We start from the raw sequence: 18,139 nt of genomic DNA, 5'->3' as shown, positions 1-18,139 counted from the left end.
GAATTACAAGATTAATCTATTATTCTACGTTTGAACCAACGATCAGATAAGCTAAATGTGATAATACATTGTCCATAATTCTCCTGTATCATCCCTTTTGCATTAGAACCTTTCTGTCCAAATTGGAAAGCAACATCAATATAACTTAGAGATTTTCTAATTGGTAGACCTAAGCCTAAGGTTATTGCTCTATCAGTAAGTCGTTCATGACGAACATCCAAATAACCATCATCATATTTAAAACCTAGCCTATAGGCGATATGATCCTTATACTTAAGACTCTGTTTATTGTTGACATATTCAAAACCAACATTAAACAGATTTTGATTTACATAGTTATAATCAGCATTATTGGAAGTAATATTACCCCAATTTACATGTTGATAATCGAATGCAACAACCATTTTATCAGACATCATGTAGCTCGCACCAACAGCATACATACTTGGCAAATCAATTACTGATGCATCCGTCGTTTCATATTTGATTGTATCGATTATACTTGAATTACTAGAACTCTGAATCACCTCTTGGTGTGTATCCCCACTTAAAGTGGAGGATGGAGTAAAACGACCCCCAAAAACGACCTTGTCACTCGATCCAATAGGCAAAGTATATTGTGCTGAAATATTTCCAGTTAAACCAGAGTAATTCTCTGACAGTTCATCGGTAGTCACCTCCACAGAATTACTTGTTTCAAGTACTTGCTGTTTTTTGGATGTCATCGGACCAACATAAGCAGAAATATTAACACCTAAAGAGAAATTATCTGTAATTTTAAAACCATTATTAAAATAAAATTGTGATAAACCTCCTGTTCCTGACCAATAAGTCGGATATTCTTGTAGGGTTCCCTCAACCGTATTATAGGTAGTAATATTATAACCTACAGAAGATTTAGAGAATAATCCAAGACCAACATACCAACGATTGAGCACTCTAGTTGCGAGGTTAAATGATGTAAGATTGGCATCAAATGTAGTTTCACTATCCTTATAGTCTGATGCAAATGTCAATGTTCCCATCAATCCAAGGTCATAATATACACGAATACTATCCAAAGCAGTATAAGATGCTGCGACCGTAGGATTAATTCTTTCATTGCTACGAATACCAAGAGAAACACCACCCATAGCGGCACTTTTAGCATTCACATTTATACCAGTTTGACCTACACCATACATTGAATAAGGAGAAGAAGTGTTGTTCTGTCCAAACACAAGATTTGAAGCTAAAACACAAAAAACTAAAAATAGGGATCTTAATACCAATCTATACATACAATATAATATTAATCTAATTCTGATACAATATAATACAGTTCTAACTCAATATTGTTCTTATTTCCATGATCTAAAATTAAACGATCAACGGCACGATTTTCATCTACAGAAGGAAGCTGCAATATCAAGCTTCGATCCCACTCCTTCTCTTCACGAAATTCGCTTTTAATAAAAGAGGTTATATCAATTCGATATTCTGTATTATCTTGGAACATCGGGTCCTCATACAAATACCCCATTATTGGAGTTTCTCCATCATCAGCCAATAAAGGAGTAAGTATCTTATTCTTTTTGTCTACAATATAAGGAGCAAGCATCTTTGGAAGTTTTAAATTATCGTCATTATAACTTCCTTGTAAAGGCTTTAATATTAAGACAGCTGATGCAACCATTCCAGGTCCGATATATTGAAGATCTTTCATATTACGAAAATTCAATCTTGTCACCAACCCATTACCTCCTTGAACATAAGAGACATCACCAATATCTTTTGACGAAAGAGTGACTTCGTTGTCATGTTTTAATCCTTCGAGAACCCCTCCTTCAAAATCTGAAGTAAATGTATTATACATATAATCAGGAAGTGTATAATTGATTACAAAACTTTTCGTTTCATCGTCAATTTTATCATGGTAATAGACCACAATTTGAGGGGGGGTTTTACCTGAAGAGATAGAATCTAAAGGGGCGGCAAAACCAGTAACTAGTTGCGATTGCTCTCCAGGGACTAGTACCAATCCAGGTAATATATCCTTAAATTCATCAACGTTCACCAACGAATCATTTTTATCAAAAGCTAGATCAAACAATCTCTTTCCCAAATCCTTACTCAAAGGAACTCGAAGAACTGAGTCTTTATTATAAGAGGGGCGGAAGAGTTTCTCACCTAACAACTTATTCACATCATAATCGATAGAATTAACATTATAAAAGGTGTTCGCATCATCACTATAATCATCGGGGTCAATGAACTCTTTTAAAGGATACACCTTCACCTCTTGCATATTTAAGGTATCCCCATAAAAATAGCCATCTGAATGCATCTCCAAATTTATCGAATCAAACACTGCGGTATTATCCATCGTTGGATAAAAGTTACAAAGAAACTGTAGTCTTGTTTGAGTCTGAGTTTTTCCAACATAAGGATCGTTAAGATTTCCTACGACAACTCGTTCAGTATTGGTTGTGATCAAAGAGTCCAACATAAAAGTAGAAACATTGATAGACACGGTATCGACCATCACAATACGCGAATCGTCATCCACCATATCTTCCCCCAACTCATACCCCATTCCATCATCCATACATGATGTCATAAACAAAGGAGCACACAATGACAGTAGAAAAGAAAACAATATCGTTTTATTTATTCTCATAGTAACCAACTTTACGATTCTACTAAAATCCCATTGAGATAATTAATTTAACAAGGGTTCTTATGAATCAGTTTTCATCAAAAATATTGTGTTCAGGCACAGACAAAAAACATTTTATATAACTACAACCACACAACACACGAACAACAATAAACAATCAACAAACCGCATATTTATGTCGACAAAAAAATAAAATCACCACCATGTCTCTTGGTAGATAAAATAGCGCTTTTGATATACAATTAAGCGCTTTCTGTCATTTTCACTATTACGAGAATGTTGACACAAATATCTTAGCAGCAAAATTATACACCTTGTAATTATGAAAATAATGAAAATTGCAAACCTTAAATGGATGCTTAGTTTAATGATTATTATTGGATTTGCATCTTGTAGTAGCAACGATGATGATGAATATGGTAACTGGGTAAGAATGTCTGACTTCGACGGGCTTGCTAGAGGGAGTGCTACTTCTTTCACTGTAGACAACAAAGCATACGTCGGATTAGGATTTGGTGATGACGACAGAAATAACGATACATATGCAGACGGCTATCTAAAAGATTTCTGGATGTACAATCCTTCAAAAAATAGTTGGACACAAATTCAAGATTTCCCAGGAGTAGCTCGTACTGGTGCAGTCTCTTTTGCATCAAACAATAGTGGCTATGTAGGTACAGGTTGGGACGGTGACTACCGTCTTAAAGACTTCTACAAATACGATGTTAATTCAGGAACATGGACCAAAATTGATGACTTCATGGGAACTGCTAGAAGAAATGCGGTAGCATTCACTATCGATAACAAGGGATATGTAGGAACTGGTTTTGATGGTAATGATCAAAAAGATTTTTACAAATACGACACCCAGACACAACAGTGGTCTAAAGTTTCAAGTCTTGGTTCTGATCCTAACGGAGGTTCGGGTGGTAGCAAGAGACAAGGAGCTACTGCATTTGTACTAAATAATCAGGGATATGTACTGACAGGCTTTAGTAATGGTATTGCAGCCAACGATGTATATGCATATGATGCTGAAAATGATACATGGACTAAGAAAAGAGACCTTGATTGGGACGATAACGAACTAGAGAACATCGCTGTAATGCGTAAAAATGCGATCTCTTTTGTAATGGATGGTACTGCCTATGTAGGTCTTGGTTTCAACAATGGTATTCAGAATGATATTTGGTATTATGATGAAAAGAATGACGATTGGGAAGAGAAAGAAAAGTTTGAAGGTTCTGCAAGAGAGAATGCTGTAGCCTTTACTCTTAACGGAGAAGGATATATAGCGCTTGGATCTAATGGTAGTTATGATTTTGATGATATTTGGAAATACCAGCCGTGGGCTGAACAAGACTCAGATGACAACTAATATTTCATTGATATGAAAAAACAAAAATCTATCCTTATAATATTACTCTTTATTGTCACGATATCATCGATCTTCTCCATCAAAAAAAGTAATCACAGTCAAAAGGATATGCATTATATCTCAGTAGAAGTTAATAAAAATGATGGAGGATATGGCTACCAAATAATGATCGATCATAAATGCTATATCGATCAGCCATATATTCCAGCAATAAAAGGTAGAAAGCCTTTTTCCTCTTACAACGATGCATTAAAAACTGGAACATTTGTAGCAAACAAAATTGGAATAAGAAAAAGTCCAACTATTAGTATCAAAGATCTCAGGGACTTACAGATTACATTATAGCAAAACAAAAGGGGGTTGTCTCATAATGAGTCAAGCCCCTTCTTTTGTAATGTCTCTATAATTACGAAATATGTTGTATCTCAAACGAGAATTCACGATCCTAAAAAAATGGAATTAGATTGTTAAGCCTTCAAATACACAAAATCAGTTTGTTCTCAACGATTATATTCACAACAATCCTACCGACGATCTAACATACAGACCACATTCAAAAAAGATTTTGAACCTATATCCCTATTTAATTATTAATATCTGTGCTGATTCATTCTAAGGACCATAATCGAACTAAGAATTTATTGAGCAGGGAGATAGAACTCTCTTTGCAAAAAACAACTTTCACAAAAAGCAGTAAATAAACAATAACGCTTACACATTCTGTGGTCCTTATTGCTTGTTTTATCACGAAAACACCAACACTTACTACTATTCATTGAAGCAGGAGTTGACAACAAAGTGCATCCTCAAAAAGCGCTTCTAATTTCAAGAAAAAGCTGCATGGATATCCTATACAAAATTGTTTCGGTTGCCTGTACAGAGCAAGAAAACTTATAAGGAAATAGAACGGTACAGAGAAAGCATCGACTAGATAAAACTTCGAATTCAAGCTAGAATACATCCTACATTTGACGTAGACAATACACACAAGAGACAACACCACGTTAACGTAGAAGCAAATTGAATCAAAATAAATCTTTAAACGATTTTTGATAAAAGGAATAATGAAATAAGAAATTGAATCAGGCATTCTTGCACTTACCATTAATCTGAAGAAAATGCATACACAAAGGGTCGTACAAAAACATTATAAGCGCCGATTATTAAATCTAAATACTAAAATAGAAGAGATAAAGACAATAATAGACAAAATTACAAGTAGATCTTATTTTAATACCGAAACATCAAATACTTCATAACAAAAGAGGATGAATCAGTGCTCTGAAACATCCTCTTTTATATATTCTTAAAAAAAGCTTACTATATGTTTAGTCAGATTATAGTCTAAACATATCTATAATTAAAAAATATAGCAAAAAGGCTATCATTATCCCTCTTTAATAGATTTAACCCCTTTATGAGTGATAATAAACTCTTTATCCCTCTTTTCACAAAAACCCTTTTTCTCATTCTTATTCAGACAATCACTTGCATTAGAAAGACGCGGTATACCAGCTTCTTTTATTAGTTCAGCAACCAAAGTCGTAGTCAGCACTTGTGCACCACTACTCATCAAGTAAGTTGAAGTAGCCAGAAATCGTCGTACTTGATTATCAAGGGCATCATGACGTTCTAAATAACCAACTAAAGGGTGTGTCGAAGTTATTTCAATAGCAGCTTGTTTTGAAGGCCTACCCCGCTTTCTAGACCGATTCCCTCCAATCAATGTAGTTGTTTTATCTCCTTCATCCGAAGAGACGTTTAAATTAAAATTATCGCCAGAAGCGTTCGAAACATTTAATTGGTTCGATTTTACATCCACATCATTAGAAGACACTGTGTTAGAATTTTGTAGTAGATCAGAAACACGATCCAACACTTTATCTAACTGGGTATTCACCCATTCGTTATCTCCTTCGCACTGAAAATGTAAATCACCAATTTTAAAATCAATTTTTGAGACAGACATGATATTAAAATTATAAATAATAATTACAAAAACTATATAATAATAAACTCGGAGTCATTTATATGAAATGAACACCAAAGTTATAGAATAGTTCTAGCAATATATCAAAATAGTTATCACTATAAAAAAAATATCATATCTATTAAAATCAAAATAATAAGCTACTCCATATCTATTTTAGATAAAATATTGTCGATTTCTGTTTCAGACTGTTTTAATTTAGATTTACAGTGCTTTATAAGAGAGGACACATACTGAACTTTCTCTACTAAAACATCCACATCATACACATCTTTTTCAATATTTTCTAAGATCACTTTAATCTCTTCAATAGACTCCTTATAACTCTTATTATCAATCATTACGCTACTCCTCACACTTAATTACATTACTAAAAATAGAGAAATTAGAAAGACTAGTTTCGATCTCATCCCCCACTTGCACATCTTCAATAGAACGTACTAATTTGCCATTCTTTTTAACAATTGAATAGCCTCTTTTTAATATATTATTTGGATCATAAGAAGAAACAACTCGACTAAAATGATCCAATTCTACATTCTTAGATCTTTTCCGATTATCTATCTGAACACAAAGTGTCGAAATCAACGGCATTATTGAATTATTTTTACGAGACAAAACTATTTTACTAACCATAAACATTTGATGATAAAAGCTCAATAATTGCTGATTAGAGCGCTCAAAACGATTCAAAACAACCCTCTGAACATACATCTTTATTTTATCTAAGTTCTGTTCTTTTTTATAAATTACCTGCTTGGTTTTAGCCTGAAAATTGCGAAACAACACCTCTTGTGATTCACGACTTTTTAAACGATTTTTCATCACAACATGCAATAAATCGTTTTTCATGCGGCTATGAAGTTCATGCTCCTTTTCAAAAAGCTTGTTCACTTTACTAGCAAAGTGATAGGCCAGTAAATTTAATTTCTCATAAACTAAGGACATCTTTTCGATGATAAAATCTGCAACAGCAGTAGGTGTCTTCAAAGGAAATGCGACCACCTGATCCACCACAGATTGATCTTTAGTGTGACCAATACCTGTAAAAACGGGTACAGGCAATAGTGCCAAATTCTTTGCAACATGATAGGAGTCAAAAACAGCCAAATCTGATTGAGAACCACCTCCTCTAATAACAATTACAGCATCAAAAGTACCAGGATCACTCTTTACTCTTTGAATCGCATCTAAGATGCTTCTTTCCGCACCATCCCCTTGAAGAATCGCAGAGAAGAGAGTCATCTTACAGTAGAACTTTAACCTATTATGTACCACTTGATCAACAAAATCCTGGTATCCTGCCGCATATTCAGAAGAAATTACTGCCACATTCTGATAGCACAAAGGTTTTGGAACATGTTTATTTAAATCTAACAACCCCTCTTTCTCTAGACGAAGTAAATTCTCACGTCTCTTCCTTTCAATCTCACCCAAAGTATAGCTAGGATCAATGTCTCGTATCTGAAATGTCAGCCCATAAACTTCATTAAAAACTACATGTACTTTCAAAAGCACTTGCACTCCAGAAGCAATAGACATACCTGTAGTTTGTTCAAATTTTTCTTTTATTGAGATATAAGACCTAGACCATATAATGCCATTAGATTTAGCTATAATCTTATCCGATTCTAAATCTTTTTCCAATAATTGAACAAAACAATGTCCTTGTCCATTCACTTTGACATCAGAGAGTTCACAACACAACCAAAAAGGCGACTTGAATGCTGTTGAGATTACATTCTCAACAAAACCTAGCACTTGTGATAAACGAACTCCCTGTTTCATCAATTATTACTTTTTTTTCTTCTTAAAAAATTGTCGTTTTCCCTTATATTGTTTTCTTGTTTTTGGAGAATAGACTGGAGAAGAACCAATCTCTAATGGAGTATCAAGCTTTAATATCTCTCTCTCAATTAAAGTTTCAATGTCTTTAAACTCATTCTGATCAGAATCTGATATTAGAGTAATAGCAATACCTGAAGCCTCAGCTCTTGCAGTACGTCCCACCCTATGCACATAATCAGCTGCATCACTTGGAACATTATAGTTTATCACTAGATCTAACCCTTTAATATCGATTCCACGAGCCAAGATATCTGTAGCAACCAATACCTGCAGTTTATGACTTCTAAACTCCAATAAAGCAGACTCTCGATCCTTTTGTTCCAAATCGGAGTGGATGGCAGCCGAATTAATATTAAGTCTATTTAAAGCCAAATTTAACTCATTTACATCCGATTTTCGAGAACAGAAGATAATAACGCCATTAAGATAATCCTTTCCATCTAAAAGGGATTGAATAAGTTTTACCTTATTTTGGTTGAATACCATATACGCAACTTGAAGAATCTTCTCCGCAGGTTTCGAAATAGCAATATTAACCTCCTCTGGGTCCTTTAGAATAGTATTTGCTAATTTACGAATTTTAGGAGGCATCGTAGCAGAAAACAACAGCGTCTGTCGTTCATTTGGTGTCTCTTTAATGATCTTTACGATATCCTCATAGAATCCCATATCTAACATTCTATCCGCCTCATCTAAGATCACCACATCAATATTTGATAAATCGACATAGTTAAAGCTTAGATGCTGTAAAAGACGTCCTGGAGTAGCCACAACAATATCTGCACCACTTGAAAGGGCCTTTTTTTGTCTTGACCAGATGTCGCTCTCACTTCCTCCATAAACAGAAACCGAAGAGACATTACAATAATAAGACATTCCTTCCACTTGTTGGTCGATCTGTAAAGCTAACTCTCTAGTAGGAACAATTATAAGTGCTCTAATCTTAGAATCCTCTGGACACTGTGAAATACGATCTAAAATTGGCAATAAAAAAGCAGCTGTTTTTCCTGTCCCCGTCTGTGCACATGCAATCAGATCTTTTCTTTCTTTGATTACAGGAATCGATTTCTCTTGTATTGGCGTACAATCTTTGTAGCCCATTGCCTCAATACCTTCTTGAAGGTAATCTGTAAAATTTATATCAGTAAATTTCAAATTCTTCTCTTTAATATTAAAGATCCTAACACTCTATAGTTACCCTAGTGATTATAAAAGCTCTCTACACATCGTTGGATCATTAGTTAATGAATTGCCATATCTATCTTACGGATATTAGCTTTTTATATACCTCAGAAGAAACCCATGCGTCTGTTGCCGCATAAATTTGCTGAGAAGGAGTTAAAACATCATTCTCCCAGTTGGTAAGTCTTTGTCCCTTAGAAATTCGAAAACCCAAAACTAATCCTGCCAATTTCTTTAAACCGAAATTTTCGATCTCATACTCTTTTACAAAATCTTGAAGTTCCACAAAACCACCAGGATTAAAAGCTCCAATTCTATTCAATCCTTTGATATCGTCACGAATAGCAGCTCCCACTTTGACAATCTTTTTATTCTCTAGCACTCTTTTTAAACACGATGGCAGTCCAATTTTATTTAATCGAAACAAAAAAACTTGATCATCAGTCGAAAGTTGCAATAGAGAAACTTCATGAACAACTCCTTTTTTAAATGCAGGTCTAGTTTCTGTATCAAACCCTAATATGGAATATTGTTGTAAGCCTAAACAGATCTCTTCTAAACCCTCTTTGGTATCTACCAAAATAATCTCACCATTGTAAGCATCCAAAGGCAATGAAGCCAACTCCTCTTTTGAAATACTCTTTTTTCCTTCAAAAAAAATCATATAGATTGAATCTTCTTTTTGCTTAAAAATCTTATTAAATACACCGAATAGGCTATTTAAATCTAATCTTGTTCTTGATCAATGTCTTGTTCTCCATAGAGTAGTATATGCATTACTCTCAAGCCATTTAATAACTGTTTCCCCCAATGTATCTGAAAATGTTCTCTACATTCGAACAATGCTGCTTCCATCGCCTCCTCAACTCCTAACTGATAAGACATTACAAAATCTTTAAGATCTTGGTAAACATCCATTATATTTTCAGACAATGTATTCTGAGCCTCCTCGTCCAAAAGGTAGTGATCCGTATCAGAATACCCAGTATAGCGATCATGTGGACCTAAAAAATTAGATATCTTATTCTGCAGAAACCAGTAATCATGTTCCTCTAGAAATTTTTCAGCATACACATCGCCTCCATCGACTTCTGGTAGCAAAGTTGCTTTCAGATACAACAAACTCCAAAATTTCTGGATGTTGGTTAAATATTCAGAACGCTTTTCATGTTCTTTTTGCTCCACAAAGAGACAATACTCATTTGCCACAGCAACAAATTCAACAACACTCTTCTGGTATACAATATGATCTAAACTATCTTCACCCATGATGAATATAAAAATTAAATTTATCCATGATTTTTCAAAAATACATCAACCGATTGAAGTTTCCCATTTTTATTGACTATTTATCATTTAGAACCAGAAAGCCATTTCTATCATAAACGATTACTTCTGACTGTAAAAGCTTATCCAAGACCATTGGAAAAGTTCGTTCTTCCACAAAAAGAGAGTGAAGTTTAATCAACGATACTGGGGTTTGTAATGCCTTACAAATTCGGGCCTCAAGACCATCTCCTTGATTGGCCTTTTCTGCCTGACACACATCACAAACACCACAGGTCTCTACATCATATTCACCAAAATAATTCGATATAAAAACCATCCTACAAATAGACTTCACTTCACAATATTCAATCATCCGGGTCATACGCTCCAATGCGAAATTCTTCCGCTCGTTGTATTTCTGACTATTAAACATAAACCTATCCATAGACACCCTATTCCTTAGAATTGTCACATAAGCTGTTTTTTGTGCAGCACTATATCTAATGACACCACTTTTATCTAAAATAGCAAGAACCTTCTCTACTTTCTCCTTATCCCACTTCAAGACATCAGCAAGCTCTTGTTCATCTATCTCGATATAGTCCACAAACACCCCTTCATACATCCTCAACAATACTCTAATAAACTTATCGTATGATGGATTATCCACTTGAAATACATAAAGATCGTCGCGCTGAATTGAGATATTTACTTTGGAGACACTCTCCATCTCATCCATATACTGTATATATCCCTCCTTCTCCATAAGCCTCAAAGCATGGAAGACATGAATCATTGAGAAATTAAATTTCTTCGAAAAGTCAAAGATGTCAATAGGAAAAGAACGTCCTTCTCCTGTATTCATCGGTACTTGAAGACGGTTACACAAAGAGTCATAAATCTTTCGAACCTCATCCACATCAGGAAAGGAAGAGTTCAGTTCATTATGCAGGCTCTTTTTATCTTCATTAGAGTAGAGCAAAACAACCACCGATCGCATCTCATCCCTACCCGCACGGCCAGCTTCCTGATAATATGCTTCCATCGAACTAGGAACATCATAATGGACGACAAAGCGAACATTATGTTTATCGATCCCCATTCCAAAAGCATTCGTTCCAACGATAATTCTAGTTTTCCCATCTATCCAAGCCTGCTGTTTTTCAGTACGCATTTCTGCAGATAAACCACCATGATAAAAATCGGCACCAATACCTTGATTGCGTAACATTTCTGATAAAATACGTGCTTTTCTTCTTGTACGAACATAAACCAAACCCACCCCTTTTGCTCTTTTCAGAACATTTAATAGATATTGGTCTTTATTCTCAAGAATACGCACTCGATAATTTAAATTCGGACGAACAAAACTCTTCTTAAAAATATTTTCAGTACTAAAATGGAGCTCTTTCTGAATGTCTCTTGCAACCCATGGAGTAGCAGTTGCCGTTAAAGCCAATAAGGGCACTTGTGGAAAAGCATCTCTAAAAGTCGAGATATCTCTATAAGACGGACGAAAATCAAACCCCCACTGAGAGATACAATGGGCTTCATCTACAACAATAAGGTTTATAGGTATCCTCCCTATACGTCGTTGTACCAAATCACTTTGAAGTCGTTCTGGCGACAAATAAAGAAATGGAGTATCTCCATACTCTACCGCATCCAGAGCAATATGAACTTCATGCTTACTCATCCCAGAAACAAGAGCGACAGCTTTTATACCACTGCGGTGAAGATTTCGAACTTGATCCTGCATCAATGAAATCAAAGGAGTCACCACCACACAAACGCCCCCACGAACCAATGCAGCTACCTGAAACACGATTGACTTACCTCCACCGGTAGGCATCACACCCAACGTGTCATGACCTTTGACAACAGAATCGATAATATCCTCTTGTAGTGGTCGAAAGGAATCAAACCCAAAATACTGTTTTAATATTTCTCTATATTCGCTCACTTACTAATAAATTATCTGATTATTTGATGCTTTGTTATAACAAAACTAAAGTATAGAAAGATGACATCAAAAAAAATATCTCTCAATCATCTAAACAAACACACACACTGATATTAAACTCTTTCTCCAACAATAAGATACACATTTTTATATGAATATCACATTTAAACCGTTATTATATTGAACAAAAAGGTTATCTTTGCCGATTAAATAAAAAAACGTTTCTAATCCAAAAAATATAATACCCATGTCGTTTTTTTCAGATAAGATTGTATTCGAAGGACTTACCTTCGACGATGTACTTCTTGTACCCTCATATTCCGAAGTACTTCCACGTAATGTCAGCCTTAAAACTAAGTTTTCACGTAACATTGAGCTAAACGCACCCATAGTTTCAGCTGCAATGGATACAGTTACTGAAGCTAGTATGGCTATTGCAATGGCTCGTGAAGGTGGAATCGGAGTGATTCACAAAAACATGTCTATTGAGGCTCAAGCAAAACAGGTAAAGATTGTAAAAAGAGCAGAAAACGGAATGATCTATGATCCTATTACGATCAGTCCGAACAAAGCGGTACGTGATGCTTTACGTATTATGGAAGCAAATAAGATCGGTGGTATCCCAGTAACTGATGAAAATAAGAAACTTATTGGAATCGTTACGAACCGTGACCTTCGATTTGAGTCAAATCTTGCACGCAAGATTTCTGAAGTAATGACAAAGGAAAATCTTGTGACTACGGATGTTGCTACTGACTTAGAAAAAGCAGCAGAGATTCTTCAAAAATATAAGATTGAAAAACTCCCTGTTGTTGATGCCGAAAACCATCTTCTTGGATTGGTTACATACAAAGACATCACCAAAGCAAAAGATAAACCTTTTGCATGTAAGGATAGTAAAGGTCGTCTTCGTGTTGCTGCGGGGGTTGGTGTTACAGGAGATACAATGCAACGTATAGAGGCTCTTGTTGGTGCGGAAGTAGATGCTATTGTAATCGACACGGCACACGGTCACTCTAAAGGAGTTATTGAAGTGCTTAAAAAAGCAAAAACGGAATATCCAAAGGTAGACTTTATTGTTGGTAATATTGCGACTGCTGAAGCAGCCTCAGAACTTGTATTTGCTGGTGCAGACGCAGTGAAAGTTGGAATTGGTCCTGGTTCAATCTGTACAACTCGTGTTGTTGCTGGTGTTGGTGTTCCTCAACTTTCTGCTATTTATAATGTAGCAAAAGCAATTAAGAATAGTGGTGTGCCTGTGATTGCTGATGGTGGTCTTCGTTACTCAGGAGATATCGTAAAAGCATTGGCTGCTGGAGGAAACACAGTAATGTGTGGTTCTCTATTTGCTGGGGTAGATGAAGCTCCAGGAGAAACAATCATCTTCCAGGGACGTAAATTTAAATCATACCGAGGTATGGGATCTATCGATGCAATGGAGAATGGATCTAAAGACCGTTACTTCCAAGATGTAGAGGATGATATTAAGAAACTTGTTCCTGAAGGAATCGTTTCACGCGTTGCTTATAAAGGCCGTCTTGATGAAGTACTATACCAAATGGTAGGTGGTTTGAGAGCAGGTATGGGTTACTGTGGTTCTAACAATATTGGAGAACTTCATAACGCTAAATTCACTCGTATTACTTCTGCTGGTATGACTGAAAGTCATCCACATGATGTTACGATTACACGTGAAGCGCCAAATTACAGTAGAGATTAAGACTATCATAAAAAGATAGAAAAAGAACAAAGAGGCGATCTATTAATCAGATCGCCTCTTTTTATTCCCCAAATATATGGAAGGATGCTGTCCTATAAGACATAGGTCTAATTTCGTTTGTCCATTTTCTACCGCTACCAAACCAATCAACACGAAATATACGATAGACATAAAGGCTACATGGATTACCCTTTGGTTACCCTTTGATTACCCCTAGAGTAACCAAAGGGTATCGGAAGGGTAACGGAAAGGTAACCAAACTAACTATTAAACCAATGTTAGGTATGGGGAATGATGAAATGAAAAACGGGATAGAAAGATAGAATACAAGAATAAAATAGCATAGTAAAATATGCTACACAAATAATTAAATAGAGGGAGTCACACAAAAGGCATTCAATAGATATTGAAGACGTTTGATTAAAAAATACCTTTCTTATGAAAACAATTTCTTAAAATGGATAATGCTTTACTCATGTGACTTTTTATTGTCGCAACCTTTATTCCTAACAACTGTTCAATCTCTTTTTGTGGAACTCGTTCAAGTTTACCAAGAGTAAATACTTCTTTGCTTCTTTCAGGCAGCAAATCAAAACACAAATCAAACTCTCTCTTGAGCTCATCATACTGAAAAGGTTCTAGATCAAAGATAGAACTAGATGACTCTATCTGTATTTCAATATACCGTTCTTTACATTTTTTGTGCCTTAAATAGCTAATACAACGGTGCTTCACTGAAGTAAAGAAGAATGAACTACTTAGCTCTCTATCCGTTTTATCCTTCTCCACAAGGTAGATAAAAAGCTCTTGGACAATATCTTTGGCTACATCTATATCTCCAACAATTGATTCTGAATATAGACATAGTCGATCATAATATTGATTAAAATATTTTATAATAAAGTCTTCATTAGAGTCCATCGCCTAAAGTTCTATACATTTACTCTAAAATATAAATCTTTATATAAAAACACAAATGAGCCATAGTAATCTACTATGACTCATTTGTAAAAAATTATTTATGTTCTACCACATTTATCTCAGATAGACAACCATAATTATAGTTACCCCCCTCAGATTCTAATCGTATATATTTAGCATTCACAGGTTTGACAAACTTAATCTTAATAAGCTGATCAAAAGCAGAAGGTTTAGTATATTGGATAAAATATTGATAAGTCCAATTTTCCCCATCTAAACTTGTGTATACTTTTGTTTTAGTTGGACAGTAGGTAAAATTAGATCCTCCATATGCTCCTGGAGTCAACACAATACCATCCATCAACATCTCACTACTCATCTCTACATCGAAATTAAGAGGTCTTGCTAAGAAATAACTACTTTCAACACCATCAAGTAAGTTTGCTACATTTCCATAACCACTCACTTTCGAACGAACCGACCATCCACTACGATCTGCATAAGTTGTAGACAAAGAACTGCCATCGCTAGCGATATTGTTTACGACCACCTTCACCACGATATAATGTGTATTCAGGTTGCTACTTAATTTTGCAGCATCAACACCTTCAATACGGTTTACTTGAATAGGAAGCATATAGGTACCTGCTTCATTAGGAAACTCTTTAATACTAACCGATAATGGCATTTCACTTTTAAACTTCCCTTTAGGAATAGTAGTATAATTATGGTCTCCAAAACTTACAGAAGTAGCATTTAATGCTTTATATTCTGTTTCATTATCTTTATTATACTGTTCAACCAAAGATGGGTTTAACTCGAAAAACACCTTGATATCTTGAGGAGCTTCCATGGTTACACGAGGAGATATTTCAATAAACTCTTTATCTGTTGAAGTCTTTTCTGCAACAATTACGTTTACAATACTCTTGTTCACTGGATCTATTTCACTATTTAGATATACTTTTATTTCTGGACCTAGCGTCTCATCTTTTTCGCAAGAAAAAAAACCAAAAGACAAAACTAGTAATAGTAGAATAGCACTATATTTAAAATTCATCATAACTAATCATTAAAAAAATTACTATACCATTACACTCTATTGGATATCAGGAACTTTTACATTATTCACCCAAGTAACTCCACTAGGAATATCGATATTATATCCATTAGAAGAAGAATCCTTTAACACATCACCACTTCCCTCATTTAATCGATAATATCCTATTAATCCAGGAGTTTGTGGATCTAATGCATACATATTATCTTTTATTTCTGATTGAGTTCTCGCAGTTTGGAAGAAACGCATTTCACTGAATTGTCCTTTAAAATTTCCAAAACCGAAGCTCTTCATATTATAAACCTTACCAACTTCAGCACCGACATTCAAATCAACCTCTCCATCGATATAGATTTTGAAAGTAGCTCCATCGAACACCATCGCCATATGATACCACTGATTAGGAGTAAAGTGTGTTTGCGTATTTACTTGTGCATTCACCCCTTTTACCTGCAACTGATTTTTGTCGATAACTACATCCCCAAAACGAGAATAAATTTCAGTAGGACCAGACCAAAAGACTGCTTGATTATTTTTATGGAAAGAGTCCATCTTAATTCTAAACTCGACAGTCCATGCAGTTAGGTCTAGTGGTGTTGGGATTTCAAAGGATGTCGGAGAAGCATTGAAATGAGCCACATTTGTAATCATCACACGTTGAATAATTAAGATTCTTGAGCGTGATGCATTTACCATAGAAACGCCATTACTCTCTTTAATAGCAACAGGAATCGCATACTTATTTCCCTCAGGAAGGGTTTCATCTAAAGCATTTATGTGGATTTTGATCGGAGAAGAGTTTATCTCTCCTTTTTGAATAACCACTTCTTTCTCGCTTAACGTAAAGAAAGATTCTGGAAGTGCTATTAGTTTGGTTCCATTCTCTTTATTATATTGATCAATAATATCATCATTCACTTCCAAAGAGGCTACTACATCACTATTATGCAAGTTCCCCAAGCGTAACGATAGTAGATAGTCCGCACCTTTGTCGGCAACAACAACCTTCTCTGTCATGTTACTTTCCGATTGACTAATATAGATCCCGTTTTCGATTTCAGTATATTGGTCATCAGAACAACCTGTTATGAACAACAACCCGAAAACACAGGTGGTTAAAATTATATATATATTCCTCATCTTTTTTACTTTACTGCAGGGTTCATAATTTGAATTGCTTCTCTCAAATATTTATAATCTGGATTGTGAATATACTCGTATTCCATATGGTAGGTTCCTACACCCCCTTTACGACCATCCACTGGATTCCATCTAGCCATTCCCTCAAGAGAGTTCATCTTTACACCATCCTTTATAAAGTCGACACCTCCATTCTGCCAATAACTCTCAAAGTTCTCGGTTACAATTATCTTTTTAGGAGTAAACTCTTCTAGATATGTACACTTATCATAATATCTGTTTAACTTTGCATCACTGTTTCCCCAAGAGGCATATGCTTGACAAATACAATAATTTAGATATTTACCTAACTCCGCTTTAAGCGCATATGGCTCTCCATCACATACTAGTATTCGGTCGGTTCCAGACTGAGGCCCAAGATATTTACCTAATTCTTTGATAAAAATTTCCATATTCTCTTCTGAAGTAATGTTACCTTTTGCCCCATATCCAGGCTCATAATCGATATCGAAACCATCATAGCCATACTTATCAATTGTATCAATAATTGCTTTGGCATAAGCTTTAATTTTCTCTTCATGAGTTGGGAGTGCTTCAAAATGTTCGGCACCGATTTGATCTCCTACATTTTGACAAATCCAACACATTAGCACTTTGGTTCCTTTATTTTTTCTAACATTATTAAGGTCCTCCTGTTGCGCTTCATTAAGATTAAACCAGTTACCCCATATAGATACTAAATCGACACTATCTGGAAGGGTAGAAAGACGGTTCTTAGCAGAAGCTCCAGAACAGGTCCACCCCCCGAACCACCCAAATGCAATCGCATGGTCAGATCTTTTGTACGCTCTTAAATTCTCGTAATATATGTCGTCTTTAATTACTTTCTTCTGTACTTCTATTGCTTCAGGTTTGGTATACTCATCACAACTTAGAAGAGCAAACAACATTCCAATAGAAAATAGTGTATAATAAAATGCATTATATTTCATAATTCGATCTTAAACGT

General features: G+C 35.2%; 16 protein-coding genes. 3 read left to right on the top strand and 13 right to left on the bottom strand.

The annotated features are described in order from the left end of the window. Positions 1 to 11: 11 nt before the first annotated feature. Positions 12 to 1,280: a hypothetical protein gene (locus K4L44_01805; protein QZE14630.1), complete on the bottom strand. Its 1,269-nt coding sequence runs from the start codon at positions 1,278 to 1,280 to the stop codon at positions 12 to 14. Between the two features lie 11 nt (positions 1,281 to 1,291). Next, a complete protein-coding gene (locus K4L44_01800; GenBank protein ID QZE14629.1) occupies positions 1,292 to 2,659 on the bottom strand; it encodes a DUF4270 domain-containing protein in 1,368 nt (455 codons plus the stop codon). A 322-nt stretch (positions 2,660 to 2,981) separates the two neighbouring features. On the opposite strand from K4L44_01800, the gene K4L44_01795 reads away from it, so the two are divergent. Both K4L44_01795 and K4L44_01790 read left to right on the top strand, forming a co-directional pair. After that, positions 2,982 to 4,037, top strand: a complete 1,056-nt coding sequence (locus K4L44_01795) for a galactose oxidase (protein QZE14628.1) — start codon at positions 2,982 to 2,984, stop codon at positions 4,035 to 4,037. A gap of 12 nt (positions 4,038 to 4,049) precedes the next feature. Further along, a complete protein-coding gene (locus K4L44_01790) occupies positions 4,050 to 4,382 on the top strand; it encodes a DUF4907 domain-containing protein (protein QZE14627.1) in 333 nt (110 codons plus the stop codon). A 1,042-nt stretch (positions 4,383 to 5,424) separates the two neighbouring features. Here K4L44_01790 and K4L44_01785 read toward each other — a convergent pair. The 7 genes from K4L44_01785 to K4L44_01755 all read right to left on the bottom strand — a co-directional run bounded on the left by K4L44_01785 (position 5,425) and on the right by K4L44_01755 (position 12,289). Further along, complete coding sequence (locus K4L44_01785) at positions 5,425 to 6,006, bottom strand: hypothetical protein (protein QZE14626.1); 582 nt, start codon at positions 6,004 to 6,006, stop codon at positions 5,425 to 5,427. Positions 6,007 to 6,167: 161 nt separating this feature from the next. Continuing rightward, complete coding sequence (locus tag K4L44_01780; GenBank protein QZE14625.1) at positions 6,168 to 6,368, bottom strand: exodeoxyribonuclease VII small subunit; 201 nt, start codon at positions 6,366 to 6,368, stop codon at positions 6,168 to 6,170. 4 nt (positions 6,369 to 6,372) lie between these two features. Next, positions 6,373 to 7,815 carry an exodeoxyribonuclease VII large subunit gene (xseA, locus tag K4L44_01775; GenBank protein QZE14624.1) on the bottom strand — a complete coding sequence of 481 codons (1,443 nt, stop codon included), beginning with the start codon at positions 7,813 to 7,815 and terminating at the stop codon, positions 6,373 to 6,375. Between the two features lie 6 nt (positions 7,816 to 7,821). Beyond that, entirely contained in the window at positions 7,822 to 9,030 is a 1,209-nt protein-coding gene (locus tag K4L44_01770) for a DEAD/DEAH box helicase (protein ID QZE14623.1), read from the bottom strand. 103 nt (positions 9,031 to 9,133) lie between these two features. Next, positions 9,134 to 9,721 (bottom strand): 3'-5' exonuclease domain-containing protein 2, encoded by a 588-nt coding sequence (locus K4L44_01765; protein ID QZE14622.1) that lies wholly within the window; start codon positions 9,719 to 9,721, stop codon positions 9,134 to 9,136. A 62-nt stretch (positions 9,722 to 9,783) separates the two neighbouring features. Then, positions 9,784 to 10,326: a DUF5063 domain-containing protein gene (locus K4L44_01760; protein ID QZE14621.1), complete on the bottom strand. Its 543-nt coding sequence runs from the start codon at positions 10,324 to 10,326 to the stop codon at positions 9,784 to 9,786. Between the two features lie 76 nt (positions 10,327 to 10,402). After that, positions 10,403 to 12,289: a RecQ family ATP-dependent DNA helicase gene (locus tag K4L44_01755; GenBank protein ID QZE14620.1), complete on the bottom strand. Its 1,887-nt coding sequence runs from the start codon at positions 12,287 to 12,289 to the stop codon at positions 10,403 to 10,405. A 247-nt stretch (positions 12,290 to 12,536) separates the two neighbouring features. Here K4L44_01755 and guaB point away from each other — a divergent pair, with 247 nt between their 5' ends. After that, positions 12,537 to 14,009, top strand: a complete 1,473-nt coding sequence (gene guaB, locus K4L44_01750) for an IMP dehydrogenase (protein ID QZE14619.1) — start codon at positions 12,537 to 12,539, stop codon at positions 14,007 to 14,009. A gap of 420 nt (positions 14,010 to 14,429) precedes the next feature. Here the strand turns inward: guaB and K4L44_01745 are convergent, their stop codons facing one another. The 4 genes from K4L44_01745 to K4L44_01730 all read right to left on the bottom strand — a co-directional run bounded on the left by K4L44_01745 (position 14,430) and on the right by K4L44_01730 (position 18,122). Then, entirely contained in the window at positions 14,430 to 14,930 is a 501-nt protein-coding gene (locus tag K4L44_01745; GenBank protein ID QZE14618.1) for a sigma-70 family RNA polymerase sigma factor, read from the bottom strand. Positions 14,931 to 15,024: 94 nt separating this feature from the next. Next, complete coding sequence (locus K4L44_01740; GenBank protein ID QZE14617.1) at positions 15,025 to 15,993, bottom strand: DUF1735 domain-containing protein; 969 nt, start codon at positions 15,991 to 15,993, stop codon at positions 15,025 to 15,027. Positions 15,994 to 16,029: 36 nt separating this feature from the next. Then, positions 16,030 to 17,130: a DUF1735 and LamG domain-containing protein gene (locus K4L44_01735; GenBank protein QZE14616.1), complete on the bottom strand. Its 1,101-nt coding sequence runs from the start codon at positions 17,128 to 17,130 to the stop codon at positions 16,030 to 16,032. Between the two features lie 5 nt (positions 17,131 to 17,135). Continuing rightward, positions 17,136 to 18,122 carry a hypothetical protein gene (locus tag K4L44_01730; GenBank protein ID QZE14615.1) on the bottom strand — a complete coding sequence of 329 codons (987 nt, stop codon included), beginning with the start codon at positions 18,120 to 18,122 and terminating at the stop codon, positions 17,136 to 17,138. Between the last annotated feature and the right edge of the window lie 17 nt (positions 18,123 to 18,139).

The sequence above is a fragment of the Prolixibacteraceae bacterium genome (genome assembly GCA_019720755.1).
GTDB classification, from domain to species: Bacteria; Bacteroidota; Bacteroidia; order Bacteroidales; family Prolixibacteraceae; genus Halosquirtibacter; species Halosquirtibacter laminarini.
The sequence above is the reverse complement of the archived record's forward strand: the minus strand, read 5'-3'. Positions and strand labels throughout refer to the sequence as shown.

Bases quoted from the DNA above. Each gene is read 5' to 3' on its own strand.
- K4L44_01805 (QZE14630.1), bottom strand. From the start codon at position 1,280: ATGTATAGATTGGTATTAAGATCCCTATTTTTAGTTTTTTGTGTTTTA.
- K4L44_01800 (QZE14629.1), bottom strand. From the start codon at position 2,659: ATGAGAATAAATAAAACGATATTGTTTTCTTTTCTACTGTCATTGTGT.
- K4L44_01795 (QZE14628.1), top strand. From the start codon at position 2,982: ATGAAAATAATGAAAATTGCAAACCTTAAATGGATGCTTAGTTTAATG.
- K4L44_01790 (QZE14627.1), top strand. From the start codon at position 4,050: ATGAAAAAACAAAAATCTATCCTTATAATATTACTCTTTATTGTCACG.
- K4L44_01785 (QZE14626.1), bottom strand. From the start codon at position 6,006: ATGTCTGTCTCAAAAATTGATTTTAAAATTGGTGATTTACATTTTCAG.
- K4L44_01780 (QZE14625.1), bottom strand. From the start codon at position 6,368: ATGATTGATAATAAGAGTTATAAGGAGTCTATTGAAGAGATTAAAGTG.
- xseA (QZE14624.1), bottom strand. From the start codon at position 7,815: ATGAAACAGGGAGTTCGTTTATCACAAGTGCTAGGTTTTGTTGAGAAT.
- K4L44_01765 (QZE14622.1), bottom strand. From the start codon at position 9,721: ATGATTTTTTTTGAAGGAAAAAAGAGTATTTCAAAAGAGGAGTTGGCT.
- K4L44_01760 (QZE14621.1), bottom strand. From the start codon at position 10,326: ATGGGTGAAGATAGTTTAGATCATATTGTATACCAGAAGAGTGTTGTT.
- guaB (QZE14619.1), top strand. From the start codon at position 12,537: ATGTCGTTTTTTTCAGATAAGATTGTATTCGAAGGACTTACCTTCGAC.
- K4L44_01745 (QZE14618.1), bottom strand. From the start codon at position 14,930: ATGGACTCTAATGAAGACTTTATTATAAAATATTTTAATCAATATTAT.
- K4L44_01740 (QZE14617.1), bottom strand. From the start codon at position 15,993: ATGATGAATTTTAAATATAGTGCTATTCTACTATTACTAGTTTTGTCT.
- K4L44_01735 (QZE14616.1), bottom strand. From the start codon at position 17,130: ATGAGGAATATATATATAATTTTAACCACCTGTGTTTTCGGGTTGTTG.
- K4L44_01730 (QZE14615.1), bottom strand. From the start codon at position 18,122: ATGAAATATAATGCATTTTATTATACACTATTTTCTATTGGAATGTTG.